Source organism: Halovulum sp. GXIMD14794 (assembly GCF_054457455.1).
Map to the genome: position 1 here is coordinate 17,546 of NZ_JBTLNF010000008.1, position 12,946 is coordinate 30,491.

A 12,946-nucleotide genomic window follows, 5' to 3' on the forward strand; every position below is an offset into this window, starting at 1 on the left:
GCGCAATGTCCGCCCAGCCGAAGCCGCTCTCGCCCGCCCGCCGGAGGTTCCTGACGGACACCGCGCGGATGGCAGGCGGCTGCGCTGTGGCGGGCTCGTTTCTGGCTTATCTCGCGCGGGACGCCAGGGCGCTGCCTGCAGAGGCATTGCGCCCGCCCGGCGCCCTGCCGGAGGACGACTTCCTGGCAGCCTGCGTTCGCTGCGGCCTGTGCGTCCGTGATTGTCCTTTTGACACGCTGAAGCTCGCAGAACTGGGCGAGGACGGGCCCGCGACCGGCACGCCCTATTTTACCGCGCGCGACGTGCCTTGCGAGATGTGTGACGACATCCCCTGTGTCGCAGCATGCCCGACCGGCGCGCTGGAGCCCGCGCTTGACCATATCGACGACGCCCGCATGGGAACCGCCGTTCTCGTGGATCAGGAGAACTGCCTCAACTTCCTCGGCCTGCGCTGCGACGTCTGTTACCGCGTCTGTCCGGTCATAGACGAGGCGATCACGCTGGAGCTGTCGCACAACGACCGATCCGGCCATCACGCGATCTTCGCGCCGACGGTCCATGCGGAGCGATGCACTGGCTGCGGCCTGTGCGAGAAGAGCTGCGTCCTGCCCGAGGCGGCGATCAAGGTGCTGCCTATACGCCTGGCGCGAGGCAGTTCGGCAGATCACTATCTGAAAGGTTGGGAAGAGAAGGAGCGCAAAGGCGCGCCCGTGGTCGAAGGCATCATCGATCTTCCCGACCGCATGCCTGAAGGCACCGGCGCTTTCGAACCGGCGTTCAAATTGCCGGAGGCAGGGCAATGAGCGCCAAGACTCCTCTGCCGGTCGGACGCGAGGCCATTGAGGCAAAGGGCTGGTTTGGCGCGCACCGCTTCCTGATCCTTCGGCGGTCCAGCCAGGCATTCTTCCTGGGCTTGTTTCTGCTGGGTCCCTGGTTCGGGATCTGGTGGGTGACCGGCAACCTGGCCAGTTCGCGGACCTTCGACGTGCTGCCGCTCACCGATCCGCTGGTCTTGCTGCAGGGCTTTGCCGCTGGGCACTGGCCCGCAACCACGGCGCTTATCGGGGCGGCCATCGTCCTGATGATCTACGCGCTGATCGGTGGCCGCGTCTACTGCTCCTGGGTCTGCCCCATCAACCCGGTAACAGACGCCGCGCATTGGATGCACGAGAAGCTCGGGCTCCAGAAGGGCTGGCAACCGCGCCGCTCCACCCGCTACTGGCTACTGGGCGCGGTGCTCGCCGTTTCGGCGCTGACCGGCACTATCGCATGGGAAGTCGTGAACCCCGTGACCATGGTCCACCGGGGGCTGGTCTTCGGCATCGGCTATGCGTGGGCCCTGGTGGTGGCGGTTTTCGTCTTTGACCTCTTCGTCTCGCGCCGGGGCTGGTGCGGTCACCTGTGCCCTGTTGGCGCCTTCTATGGCCTGATCGGCAGCACCAGCCTGATTAGGGTCAGCGCGCGCAACCGCGCGGCCTGCGACGACTGCATGGATTGCTACGCGGTGTGCCCGGAGAACCAGGTGATCTCGCCTGCGCTGAGAGGGAAGGGCGGCGACACGCCCGTAATCCTTTCGGGTGATTGCACCAACTGCGGCCGCTGCATCGACGTCTGCTCGGTCAACGTCTTCGACTTTACCTACCGCTTCGACGAACGCACAACCCCATCCGACGGGCCTGCGAAGGACAGTCCCGCCCGAGATGCGGCCTGATTGGAACAAGGGAGACTTCAGATGAAACCGATGGTCCTCGCGGGAACGGCCGCACTGGCAGTCACGATGATCGTGACGGGCCTTGCAATCGCCCAGTCTACCGGCGAGGTGCGCAGCCTGCGCGGTGCAGAAGTGGACCAGACGATCCCGGTCGACGAGATCCATCAGCAGATGCAGGGCCGGATGTCGCGCAACTATCGCCAGCAACCGCCGCTGATCCCGCATTCCATCGACCAGTACCAGATGGATCTGCGCACCAACCAGTGTCTCAGCTGCCATGACTGGACAGTGGCGGGAGACCGCGGCGCACCAACCCTTTCCATGACCCATTACCTGGACCGGGACGGCAACCAGCTCGACAAGGTCGCCGGAACCCGCTGGTTCTGCAACCAGTGCCACGTGCCGCAGGCCAACGCGCCCGCGCTGGTCGGCAATGATTTCCAGCCGTCGAACGCTTCGAACTGAGCCTGCGCAAGGAGAACTGACGATGGCCGATCCGAACGACGCACCGAAGCGCGGCTTCCTCCGGCGGCTCTGGGACGGGTTCTGGAGACCCGTTTCGGCGTTCAGCCTTGGCTTTATCCTGATCGCGGGCTTTCTCGCCGGGATTCTGTTCTGGGGCGGGTTCAACTGGTCGCTGGAACTGACCAACACCGAAGAGTTCTGCGTTTCTTGCCATACGATGGAGACCAACCTCGGCGAGTATCGCGAGACGATCCACTACAACAACCACTCCGGCGTTCGTGCAACCTGCCCGGACTGCCATGTGCCTCATGAATGGCAGCACAAGGTGAAGGCCAAGATCATGGCCGCGAAGGACGTGTATCACGAGCTTCTCGGCACGATCTCGACACCCGAGAAATATGAGGAGCACCGGCTTCACATGGCCTCTCTGGTGTGGCGCAAGATGAAGGCATCCGACAGCCGGGAATGCCGCAACTGCCACGCGTTCGAGTACATGGACTTCACCATTCAGGAGGCGCGCGCCGCGGACTCTCACCAGCGAGCAATCGACGACGGCATGACCTGCATCGACTGCCACCAGGGCATCGCTCACGCGCTCGCGCCGGGCTACATGGAGGAATACCAGAAGATCGCCGACGAGTTCGCGCGCGCAGAGAGCGGCTTCCCCTCTGCTGCGGATTTCGCCGCGATCCGGACCTACCTCGAGGAGGCCCCGGAATGAACCGAACGCCCCACACTCACCCCGTTTCGGTCAAGCGGCCAGGAAAGGCACGGACATGCTAGGCACTCTGGATTTTCTCGGAACCGTCGCGGCGAATATTCTCAGTCTTCCCGGGTTCGTCGGCCTGGCGCTTGGCATGACGACCCGCAACTGGTTCTTGGCCGCGATCATGGGCGGACTTGTCGGAGTTGCAGAGACGCTGCTCTTCAACGAATTCCACCTCGCGCAGATCAACACCGCAGACCTGTCGATCGCAATTGCCGTTGGCTTGGTCGCCGGCACGGTCGGCTGCGCGATCCGTCACAAGGGTGCGACGGTCTGAAGTCGCGACGCCCGGCGGAACAATCGGACGGTGACATCAAAGACGTGCACATACTCGCTGAGGTGTATTGCGCCTCTGCAACATTCAATATTCTGTCGAATTTCGTGCGATCACGCAATGGGTGCAGTATTCAGTTTATGTCCTCGCGAGAAGTGCAAGTGATTGTCAATTAATTTTATAATTTTTACTCAGCGGCGGATATCACTTATTGCTCGGTTTCAATTGGATCGGCTGCGTGGCGCCGTAGGTTCAGATCGCTCTCTCCAACGCTGCCCCGAGTACCTAGACCCGGCGCCGCAAGGCGATCTGTCGCATGGCCGCAGTTGAGGGCGCAAATTGCCCCACGGGTGTTCATCGCGGGTCTGTTGCTGGACATGTCCCGGTTGACCTGGATCGGTGCCATCCTGTTTGGGGCATCGACGCTTTTTGCGCTGCTCACTCTGCCCGTCGAGCTCAATGGCAGCAATCGTGCGCTGAAGCAGCTGGTCGCACATGGGATCGTGTCGAAACCGGAGGAACTTGAGGGTGTTCGTGCTGTTCTGCGCAGTGCGGCCTGGACCTGTGTAGCCGGCGCCGTCTCCGCCCTTTGAACCTGGCTATTCCACCTGATCCTTCTGTTCGGGTCAGGTGCCATACAAAGGTCCTGGGTCGTTGCGGGAGCTCTACTGACGCGCATCTTACTGGCGTTGTGCCCGCCGCGAGGTCCGAACCGAAACTGGAAGCCAGTTCGGAGGGTGATCGGCTTGCATTCACCGCTTCTCACTCGAAGATCGAACTTTCGATCTGCTCACCGGTCATCCGCTCGTAGAGGTATTGGTTCCAGTAGGGGGTCCAGCTTACCAGTACCCGCCCGGTGCCGCTGAATACGCGCAATCGTCTTTGACCCGAGATGAAATTGCGCGGAAAGCGCGCCGAGCGCCGGGATGAAAACCGGAGCCCGGAGGTGCGTCCCAATACGAGTCTGCCCTGGGCCTTCAGCTCCCCGTCGGTCACCTCGACCTCTTCGACCGGGCCCGGCGCATTCAATGCGATCTTCCCCGGACCCTCCACGGTGGTCTTCCAGTTGAAGAAGCCGTCTCCGGCCCAGAGGCTTGCGAAGAACGGATCGCGCGTGAAACCGAGGGTCACGCTGCCTTCGGAGGCCCAGTAGATTCCCGGCTCGAGGATCCACTTTTCTCCTGCGGCGGCCTCGAAGATGTGATAGCCGGTCAACGAGGGTTGCAACAGGATCGTACCGGTCCCTGAGTAATCCGGCCTGATCCGCGCTTCCTTCGTGAAAATGGCCCTGTAGATATCGCCCGCGCCCGGCAGGCGTGGGACGAGTTCGATGTTCCCGCGCATATTGGATAACGCCCCCTTGCGGGCCCGGACCGTTTCGTCCTGGAGCGACACGACGACCTGCCGCATCCCCTCAACCTCGCGGGTCGAGAATTCAGCCATCGGCCGGTCCTCCGGACGAAAGGAACAGCGACGCCGTCATGTCTGCCCCTCGTCCCATTTGAGCTGCCGTTCCCAGAGCAACTCGAACGGTGCTGGCTCCAGCCCCGAAATACCGCGAAGCGGGTTATCGAGGGTTACGATCACGAAGAGGATCACGCCAAGGAAGAACGAGGTGATCGTGCCCACCATGAACTGGGTGTGCGGCCGCATCCTCAGCAAGCATAACAGCAGCACGTTCACCACCGCGCCCACCAGGACCGCGTACCACAAGACATCGGGGATCTTTGTGATGACCCCGGCGAGCCTTTGTTGCCGCGCTACCGAGAAGTCGCGGAAGCTTCCGACGGCGCTCTGGTGCAAAACCGTTTCGCCCTGCGTACCCGGCTCGAAGTTGGCGAGCTTCGCGGCGATTGCGTCGGCCCGGTTGGCGCCACCGTCTAGGAATTCGCCCTCGCGGTGGGCGGGCCAGTCTCGGTGGATCGTATAGAGCACATAGTCCCGCAGCATGACCTGTATCTCGCTGCGCGTCGGCTCGGGATAGTTCTCGACCTGGGAGTAGAGCGAGCCAACCGCGAGCGCTTCCTCAAGGATCGCATATCGCACGCGTTCACTGTTCTGATAGGCGGACACGGTCAACAAGCCCAGAAGCAGGCCGTAAAACAGATTGAAGCCGGAAGCGCCGAAGCTGAGGTTCTGGTTGAAGTCGGGACCGGTGCCGAAAAATATCCTGAAGAGCGGCTTGATCAGCAGCAAGCCCACGAAAACGGCCCCGACCGCAACAATCGAGAACCAGATGGCAAGCTGCCTTGGCGGTATGTCGAAGACGAATTCCGGCACCGCGCCGCCCCCCTGTGAGGCCGCGGTATTCCGCTTCGGCCACCCTGTTATGGTAGCCGCTGATGGAGGATTGAAAAACCCGGAAAAATCGTGTGGGCTGGAGGCAGAAGCTTCTCCGATTGAACAATGCACACATAGGTAAGCCCTGCCTGAGCGGGGTAGTAGGGGGGATGATGCTTCGGAACGGCCTTGTCGCCGCCCGTGGGTTTGCGGCGCTACTGACCTGTGTTCTCGCCCATGCGTCGAGCGTCATGGCTGCCGATCTGCGGCTGGTGACATTCGGGGGCGCGACTCTGACCGGCAACTACTATGCGATTGCTACGGCGATCTGTGCGCGAGTGAATGATCTCGGGCGGGAGGATCTGCGCTGCAGCCCGGAAGCGACCCCGGGTTCTCTCTACAATCTTCAGGCGATGAAGCGGGGCGAACTGGACTTTGCGCTCGTACAGTCGGATTGGCAACGCGCCGCGGTCTACGGCATCCGCGGATTTGAAGATGATGGCCCCATGACCGAGCTCCGGAGCGTCATGTCGCTCTATCAGGAAGCGTTGACGCTCATTGCGCGACGGGATGCGGATATCGCTTCGGTCAATGATCTCCGCGGGAAAGTCCTGGATATCGGGCATCCGTCCACCGGTCGCCGTGCGACCGTGCAGGCGCTCGTGGATGCGCTCGGTCTTGATGACGGCAGCGTGGAATTGCGCGAACTCATGGGGCCGGCTGTCGCAGACGGCCTGTGTGGGGGGCGCATAGATGCGACAATGGTGGTGTTCGGGCACCCCAATCCGACGGTCGCGCGGTTTCTCGAGGAATGCGATCTCGTCCTTGTCCCCGTCGCGGGGCGCCGGGTCGACGTTTTTCTGAACGAGAACGACGACTACGACGGGTTTGCAATTCCCGGTGGCACATATTCGGGCTTTCCCGATCCGGTGGAGACATTCTCCGTTGGCGCCACACTGGTGGTGCGCGACGACATTCCTGACGAGATCGTTTCGATTTTCACCAGCACGCTGTTGGAGAACTACGAGGCTCTGAGCGAGGAACTTCCGGTTCTGCCGCAAGGCGACCCGCTCGGACGGCGCGCCATCGGGCTGACGGCGCCGGTGCATCCGGCGGCCGAGAAAATCTTTGCCGGCGCGGGCGGATAGTCCGGAAAGAAAAGGAGGGCGATCGATGCCAGCGAAGACGATTGATCTGAGCCTGTCTCATGATGCCGCGACTGAAAAGGTGATCGCTGCACTGGCGCAGGAGGGGTTCGGGGTCATCACCCGGATCGACATGCACAAGACGCTCGCGGAGAAACTGGGCGTGGATTTCCGGAACTACACTATCCTCGGTGCCTGCAATCCGAAGCTGGCGCATCAGGCGCTGTCCGAGGCACCAGAAATAGGCCTGCTGCTGCCTTGCAATGTCACGGTTGAGGACGCGGAGGACGGCGTGCGCGTTCGCTTGCCGGATGCCGAGGAACTCATGGGCCAGTCTGGTGAGGCCAGCGGGTCAGCCCTAGGAGAGCTTGCGCGAGATGCAAACGAGCGCTTGGAAAGGGTGTCCGCAGCGCTCACTGCGTGAATGGTTGAGTGCTGGCGGATTGGTCGATTTGGGAGGCTTCTCCTCCTACAACACCGGACCAGATTGATGCCGGTGCTTTGCGCCAAGCTTCCCTGGCCGGTAAAGGACGGGAAATCCAGGAAGGCGAGCAAGATCCCGGACGGGGGCAAAGCGCTCACCCCGTGGACGGGCGAAGAAGACATACGCCGGACGAGATACGGCGCCGGAGTAAATGCTTTAGACCGGCTATCGCGGCGTTCCCACTATGGGTGACGTCGACTTCTGGGCCTATCGGCGTGGCGCGACCCCGACCTAATCGCGCTTGGGACAACTTGCCGCCGGCGCATTCGGAAAACCGCCTTCTCGACTGTTGCCGCCCGAGTGTCGGAACCGGCATTGGTTCCGCAGCCATGCAGATGCCAAAGAAGAATTGGTCGACCGGTGCTGGATAAGGCCATTGAAAACGGTCGATTGGCGCGATCCGCACTCGGATCAAATTCCTGTTCCCTGGTGGCCGAAGTTGATCTGGCAAAGGGTGACAGGCTATTCTCGAGCGGGGCAGAAAGGGGGGATAGACAATGCGCACATCGCGTTCAGCCCATTCTGCGCCATTACCAGCGACCGCTTTCGAGTTTCCGGAGCATCAATCATTCGGGCCTGAACCGGCTCGAACCGAGTGCTATTCGGAACCTTGACCACATGAAGATGTTTCTGGTTCGGCTATTACAGTGGTCCGTCGGGGGCATCGTAATCGGTGCTATGGCAGTAACGCTGGCGATATCGTTCGCGGCGCTGATCTATACTGGACCTCTTGCGCCTTATCTTGGGGCAGGTGCCGATTTTGCGCTGCTCGGGGCTGCAGTCATGGCTGTCGTCGGCACCTTCGCCTACTCGATCCGCGGGGTCATAGCCAATCCACAGGATGCCACCGCCGTGGTTCTCGGAGCGGCGGCGATCGGTGTTGCATCGTCGAGTTCCGTGCCCACCGAAGCGCTTTTTCCTACGGTTCTGGCATTGACCGTCGCGGCGTGCCTCGTTGCGGGGGTCAGCGTCTTTCTGGCCGGTATTCTGCGTCTCGGCGCCATGGTTCGTTACACGCCGTATCCTGTGACCGCCGGGTTTCTTGCTGCGACGGGGTATCTTCTCGTGATGGGTGCCGTGGCTATCGTGACTCGCGAGAGCGTCACGTTGTTCAATCTCTTCGGCGTGATCGGAAACGTACCACTCTTTCATTGGCTGCCGTGGATCGTAGCGGGGCTCGTACTGGCCATCGTCGCAAATCTCGTTCCCGGAGACTTCACGCTTCCTGCGGCTCTTGTTCTGGCCACATCCGGCTTTTACGGTTTCCTCGCATTCAATGGGATTTCGCTCGAAACGGCGCTCGCCCAAGGTCTGCTCCTGGGGCCGTTCCATGAGCGGGACCTGGGAAGTGCCTACGACTGGCAGTTCATCCAGCACATTCAATGGATGGAAGTGATCGGCGCCGCGCCGGCTCTGGCGGCGATTGCCGGCCTTGCGCTGCTCGGCTCGCTCCTCAACACCACCGGTCTCGCAATCATTTTCCAGCTGACGTCCGACACCGAGCGCGACATGCGCGCGACCGGGCTTGCCAATCTCGCGTCCGCGCCTTTCGGCGGATTGCCCGGTTACATCATACTGGGCGAGTCCATTCTGGCGCGACGAATGGGTCTCACGGGACATGCGCCGGGTTTGTTCGCCGCCGTCGCGTGCGCCGCAGCTGCCGTCGCCGGAACCCAATACCTCGCTTATGCGCCCGCCGGCTTGATGGCGATGGTTGTCGCCTATCTCGGCTTCGACCTGCTGGGTACATGGCTTCTGGCCAGCCGCCGCCGCTTGTCCCGGTATGAATATGCGATTGTCGTTCTAATCGTTCTGGTAACCGCTACTCTCGGATTTCTGGAGGCGCTGGCCCTGGGAACTCTCGCAGCTGCCGCGATCTTCGTATTTGCCTATGCGAGCACCGATGTGGTCCGCGCAAGGTCCACGCTCGCCGACCGGCGGTCGTGGATGGAGCGATCCGACGAAGAGATCCAGCAGCTGACTCAAGTCGGTCATGCCTGCGTTGTCCTGGAGCTATCGGGGTTCCTGTTTTTCGGAACGGCGGACAAGGTGGCAACGCGGGCCAGAACTGAGCTCGGCTCACAGTCCGAAGTCCGTTTTCTGATCCTCGACTTCAGTCGCGTTGCTGGCCTTGACGCATCGGCGTCCGTCTCTCTTGTTGACGTCGTCAGGACCTCAATGGCTGCCGGCGTAGAGGTTATATTCTGCGGCGCATCGCCCGGACTGGAAGGCCAGATACGGCTGGCGGTTCCGAGCCAACAGCAACTGCGGTTCAACGGCACGCTGGATGCTGAACTTGAACGGGTCGAGGATATCCTGCTGCATGAAACCATGGACCGGCCAGTCCCAAAGCCGCGCCTCCTGGAGGTCGTTCACCGGCTGGAGCAGGAACTTGCAGGTCGTCAGGACATCATTCGACGCATCTCATTGCACGATGGTCAGGAGCTTTTGGAGAGCGGTGTCGATAGCACCGAGTTATACGTCGTCAGCAGCGGACAACTCCGTGCGGAGGTTCCTGCCGTTGGTGGGGTTCGCCAGATCATCGCCAAGTTCCGCGCTGGCGCCCTTATTGGCGAGGTCGCTCACTATGCTGGCGTACCGCGCACAGCTTGGATCGTCGCGGAAACGCCCTGCGAACTCGTGCGCATCGACCCAAGCCATCTGGATAGCTCCCGGTCGACGAACGTGTCGGACTTTCACAAAGCCTCTGCCGAGGCCATGGCGCGACGGATCATGCTTACGACAGAGCATAATCGTGATGCAGGCCTCGGGCGGAGATAAGCGATTGGTTTGCGAGGCCCCACGCTTTGAGCGGCATGTTGCAAGGAGACCTAGGCGGCCCTCTTCAAAATGTCGCCAGCGCCGAACCACAGTGACGGCTGATGCGGCGGTTGCATGGCCAGTTTCGGCGATGCATCCTTCTTTAGGCCCGTCGGGAGGGGCGCAGCCGCAAAGGGGCGTACGTGCGTGCATGATCTGGTCGCTCTTCATCGAAGGTGCAGAGAAACGCAGCCCGTCTTAAACGTAGCCATTCAGAAGGTGGGCTGCGCCAGTATGGGGAGAAGGAAGTTCAAGCCACGCCATCCAGTTGTCGGTGTTCCGCGCAGCGCCATTTTCGGCCTGGTTTGTATGCTCGCCGCATGCGGCCCGAATGTTTACGACGAGATCGAGTTAATGCCCGCGCCAACGGTCTATTCCGAGGCTGCCGTAGACCCGTTCACGAACATTGACACAGCGAATGTCCAACAGCGCGCGACGCTTTTCTACGCCACGGACCGGATGCCGTCCGGGCAAGCGGATCCGCAGGCCTTCTACAACAATGAGCGGGGGCATTTGCTTCGGGCCGGAACAGCCCGTGTGCAGATCTCCCCGCCGCTGGAAACCTGGGAGGAAATCAAGCGCACCACCCTGCTCAAGGACAAGAACGAGACCTACAAGCTTCGGGTGTCGCAGGTGAATGAGATCGGCGTCCTGCCGTTCAGCCTGACCAGGTACTTCCAGAATGCACCGTCCCAATCATCGATGCAGGCGGCCGGTCGGGAGTTCGCCGCGCGGATCGACACTCAACTGGCCCGCTCTGGCAACAAGGATATCTTCATCTACATCCACGGCTACAACGTGGACTTCGATTATTCGACCCTCGTTTCGAAAGAATTGCAGCATTTCCTCGGGTATCAGGGCGCGTTCGTCAGCTACAACTGGACGGCAACTCCAAGCCGTCTTGCGTATTTCAAGGATCAGGAATCCATTCTATCCACCCGGCGTAACCTGCGGTCGCTGATCGAGTACCTGTCGGAAAACACGCGAGCGCGCCGCATTCACCTCATTGGCTACAGCGCGGGAACTCGGCTCGCGTTCGAGGTCGCTTACCAGATCGCGCTGCTGCCTGACCCGAAACCGCAATTGGGGCGGCTTGTTCTCATCGGAAGCGACCTCGATACGTCTTTCGTACTTCAGGCGCTTGAAGACGGCCTCCTTGATGCCGTGGAGGACATCAGTTTCTACCAGTCCCAGACGGACAGCGCGCTCGCCATTTCGCGCGCCGTGTTCGGCCGCCAACGGATCGGACAGGCAGCGGAAAAGGGTACGCTTCCGCCCGATTTTGTCTCGGGGCTGAGTGCGATCAAGGATCTCCATATCATCGACGTGACGAATGCGGAGGCAGCCTCGACCGGCAATGGGCACTGGTATTTCCGGTCGTCGCCGTGGGCGAGCAGTGATCTCTTCATATCGCTTCTGAGCGACCGGGATCCGAGCGAAAGGGGACTCGTCCGCGTGCCCGGAGAGGTCGTGTGGCGCTTTCCGACGAATTATCCGGAAGTCCTGAAAGCGCGGGCGCGCCAATTCTAGGTGGGTCTTGAAACGGCGCAATGCAGTCAACTCGAAGAGGAACTGCACGATTGACACCTACTTACCAGTAGGTAGATTTGACGCAGCGAAGCACGTCCGATGATGCTTCGGTTCAGGGAGGAATAGGAAACATGAAGATTGTCGATCGCAGATTTCTGGCCGGAGGCGCGATTTCGGTCCTGGCCATGCTGGCGGGCGGTGCCGCGCAGGCCGTGGACCTGGAGTTCATGGTTAACGGCAACGAGGATGTCTGGGCGGACATGGTCGAGCGCTACAAGGACGTTGCTCCGGACGTGACCATCAACGTCAACATCGTCGGCTATGACGTGATCCGTGACCAACTTCCGATCCAGCTCGAGGCTGGGACCGGGCCGGATATCGCTACGGTGACCAGCCTGGGCGGGCTCAACCGGTATTATTTGGACATCACGCCTTATGTGGATGCCGACTACTGGCAGGACGCCTATGGCGCATTCTTGCCGTGGTATCGTGCGGGCAAGCCTGATGGCATCCATGGCTGGCACTCGCAAGTCACTGTGACCGGGCCCTATGTCAACGTGACCCTGTTCGAAGAGGCCGGCGTCGAAATCCCCGAGCCGGGCGCGACCTGGGATGATTGGGCCGAGGCGACGCAGCAGGTGCAGGACGAACTGGGGCTTTACGCCGGGATGGTCATGGACCGCTCGGGGCATCGCTTTGCCGGGCCGGCGATTTCCTACGGCGCGCAGTATGTGACCGAGGATGGCGGCGATCTGGTCGTGGACGATGGCTTCCGCGAGATGGCACAGAGGATCCTCGACTGGCACGCGTCGGGTCTGATGCCGCCCGACATCTGGCCGGCGGTCGCCGGGCAGACCTATGCCAATGGCAACGAGATCTTCTTTGCCCAGGAAGCTGCGTTTTACATGTCCGGGTCCTGGAACCTGCTGAACGTCGAGTCTTCGGTCGGGGACGAGTTCGAATGGGCGGTGGTGCCGGTGCCCTGCGGCCCGGCGGCGTGCGGGTCGATGCCGGGCGGAAGCGGTCTCGTGGCATTCGGGCACACCGAGCATCCGGAGGAGGTTGCGGCCTTCGTCGACTGGATGGCCTCGACCGAGGTGGCAGAGTATTTCTATGCCAACTCCTACCAGATCCCGGCGCACAAGCAGCTGCAGACCCAGGGCATCGACTACGAGGCCGCAGGCGCGTCAGCGGCGGTGCAGGACGGTCTGAACACCTTTGCCGAGTCCGCCGCGAAAGTGGCCGAGGAGGCACCTCAGGCCTACTGGATCCAGGGCGATGCGCGGAACACCGAATTTTTCAATGCGACGGTCAAGTACCTGGGTGACGCGCTGAACGGTGAACTGACCCTCGACGAGGCGCTGGAGAAGATCCGCGAAGAAGCCGGCGCCTCCTGACGGCGAGCTGACGTGAAACGGCAGTTGGCCCGCCTTCGGGCTGGCTGCCACACGCAACCTTCAGCACGGGTAGC

13 protein-coding genes are annotated in these 12,946 nt (G+C 61.6%); 11 read left to right on the forward strand and 2 right to left on the reverse strand.

Translation table 11 applies throughout. The features are described from left to right. Nucleotides 1–5 precede the first annotated feature (5 nt). The 6 genes from napG to ACW9UR_RS19225 all read left to right on the forward strand — a co-directional run bounded on the left by napG (nt 6) and on the right by ACW9UR_RS19225 (nt 3,809). Nucleotides 6–803 (forward strand): ferredoxin-type protein NapG, encoded by a 798-nt coding sequence (gene napG, locus ACW9UR_RS19200; protein ID WP_458918676.1) that lies wholly within the window; start codon nt 6–8, stop codon nt 801–803. After that, a complete protein-coding gene (gene napH, locus ACW9UR_RS19205; RefSeq protein WP_458918677.1) occupies nt 800–1,711 on the forward strand; it encodes a quinol dehydrogenase ferredoxin subunit NapH in 912 nt (303 codons plus the stop codon). The genes napG and napH overlap by 4 nt, the downstream gene beginning before the upstream one ends. A 21-nt stretch (nt 1,712–1,732) precedes the next feature. Further along, nucleotides 1,733–2,176, forward strand: a complete 444-nt coding sequence (locus ACW9UR_RS19210; RefSeq protein ID WP_458918678.1) for a nitrate reductase cytochrome c-type subunit — start codon at nt 1,733–1,735, stop codon at nt 2,174–2,176. A 22-nt stretch (nt 2,177–2,198) separates the two neighbouring features. After that, on the forward strand, nt 2,199–2,897 hold the full coding sequence (locus tag ACW9UR_RS19215; protein WP_458918679.1) for a NapC/NirT family cytochrome c: 699 nt from the start codon (nt 2,199–2,201) through the stop codon (nt 2,895–2,897). A 55-nt stretch (nt 2,898–2,952) separates the two neighbouring features. After that, a complete protein-coding gene (locus ACW9UR_RS19220; protein ID WP_458918680.1) occupies nt 2,953–3,219 on the forward strand; it encodes a hypothetical protein in 267 nt (88 codons plus the stop codon). Between the two features lie 323 nt (nt 3,220–3,542). Next, the gene (locus ACW9UR_RS19225) at nt 3,543–3,809 is read left to right on the forward strand and encodes a zinc metallopeptidase (RefSeq protein WP_458918681.1); all 267 of its coding nucleotides are present in this window, start codon (nt 3,543–3,545) and stop codon (nt 3,807–3,809) included. Between the two features lie 169 nt (nt 3,810–3,978). Here ACW9UR_RS19225 and ACW9UR_RS19230 read toward each other — a convergent pair whose 3' ends face one another. Together ACW9UR_RS19230 and ACW9UR_RS19235 are read right to left on the reverse strand one after the other, a co-directional pair. Then, entirely contained in the window at nt 3,979–4,659 is a 681-nt protein-coding gene (locus ACW9UR_RS19230; RefSeq protein ID WP_458918682.1) for an AIM24 family protein, read from the reverse strand. A gap of 36 nt (nt 4,660–4,695) precedes the next feature. Beyond that, on the reverse strand, nt 4,696–5,418 hold the full coding sequence (locus tag ACW9UR_RS19235; protein ID WP_458918683.1) for a bestrophin-like domain: 723 nt from the start codon (nt 5,416–5,418) through the stop codon (nt 4,696–4,698). A gap of 251 nt (nt 5,419–5,669) precedes the next feature. On the opposite strand from ACW9UR_RS19235, the gene ACW9UR_RS19240 reads away from it, so the two are divergent. From ACW9UR_RS19240 to ACW9UR_RS19260, 5 genes are all read left to right on the forward strand, one after another. Next, complete coding sequence (locus ACW9UR_RS19240; RefSeq protein ID WP_458918684.1) at nt 5,670–6,644, forward strand: TAXI family TRAP transporter solute-binding subunit; 975 nt, start codon at nt 5,670–5,672, stop codon at nt 6,642–6,644. 25 nt (nt 6,645–6,669) lie between these two features. Further along, on the forward strand, nt 6,670–7,065 hold the full coding sequence (locus tag ACW9UR_RS19245) for a DUF302 domain-containing protein (RefSeq protein WP_458918685.1): 396 nt from the start codon (nt 6,670–6,672) through the stop codon (nt 7,063–7,065). Between the two features lie 678 nt (nt 7,066–7,743). Then, nucleotides 7,744–9,906, forward strand: coding sequence for a SulP family inorganic anion transporter (locus tag ACW9UR_RS19250; RefSeq protein ID WP_458918686.1), 2,163 nt, complete (start codon nt 7,744–7,746; stop codon nt 9,904–9,906). A gap of 186 nt (nt 9,907–10,092) precedes the next feature. Continuing rightward, nucleotides 10,093–11,475, forward strand: a complete 1,383-nt coding sequence (locus ACW9UR_RS19255) for an alpha/beta hydrolase (protein WP_458918687.1) — start codon at nt 10,093–10,095, stop codon at nt 11,473–11,475. Between the two features lie 131 nt (nt 11,476–11,606). Next, on the forward strand, nt 11,607–12,872 hold the full coding sequence (locus ACW9UR_RS19260) for an ABC transporter substrate-binding protein (protein ID WP_458918688.1): 1,266 nt from the start codon (nt 11,607–11,609) through the stop codon (nt 12,870–12,872). Nucleotides 12,873–12,946: the final 74 nt, after the last annotated feature.

Excerpts from the sequence above, each read along its gene's own strand:
- napG (WP_458918676.1), top strand. The coding sequence starts at position 6 with ATGTCCGCCCAGCCGAAGCCGCTCTCGCCCGCCCGCCGGAGGTTCCTG.
- ACW9UR_RS19210 (WP_458918678.1), top strand. The coding sequence starts at position 1,733 with ATGAAACCGATGGTCCTCGCGGGAACGGCCGCACTGGCAGTCACGATG.
- ACW9UR_RS19260 (WP_458918688.1), top strand. The coding sequence starts at position 11,607 with ATGAAGATTGTCGATCGCAGATTTCTGGCCGGAGGCGCGATTTCGGTC.
- ACW9UR_RS19240 (WP_458918684.1), top strand. The coding sequence starts at position 5,670 with ATGCTTCGGAACGGCCTTGTCGCCGCCCGTGGGTTTGCGGCGCTACTG.
- ACW9UR_RS19215 (WP_458918679.1), top strand. The coding sequence starts at position 2,199 with ATGGCCGATCCGAACGACGCACCGAAGCGCGGCTTCCTCCGGCGGCTC.
- ACW9UR_RS19245 (WP_458918685.1), top strand. The coding sequence starts at position 6,670 with ATGCCAGCGAAGACGATTGATCTGAGCCTGTCTCATGATGCCGCGACT.
- napH (WP_458918677.1), top strand. The coding sequence starts at position 800 with ATGAGCGCCAAGACTCCTCTGCCGGTCGGACGCGAGGCCATTGAGGCA.
- ACW9UR_RS19220 (WP_458918680.1), top strand. The coding sequence starts at position 2,953 with ATGCTAGGCACTCTGGATTTTCTCGGAACCGTCGCGGCGAATATTCTC.
- ACW9UR_RS19250 (WP_458918686.1), top strand. The coding sequence starts at position 7,744 with ATGAAGATGTTTCTGGTTCGGCTATTACAGTGGTCCGTCGGGGGCATC.
- ACW9UR_RS19230 (WP_458918682.1), bottom strand. The coding sequence starts at position 4,659 with ATGGCTGAATTCTCGACCCGCGAGGTTGAGGGGATGCGGCAGGTCGTC.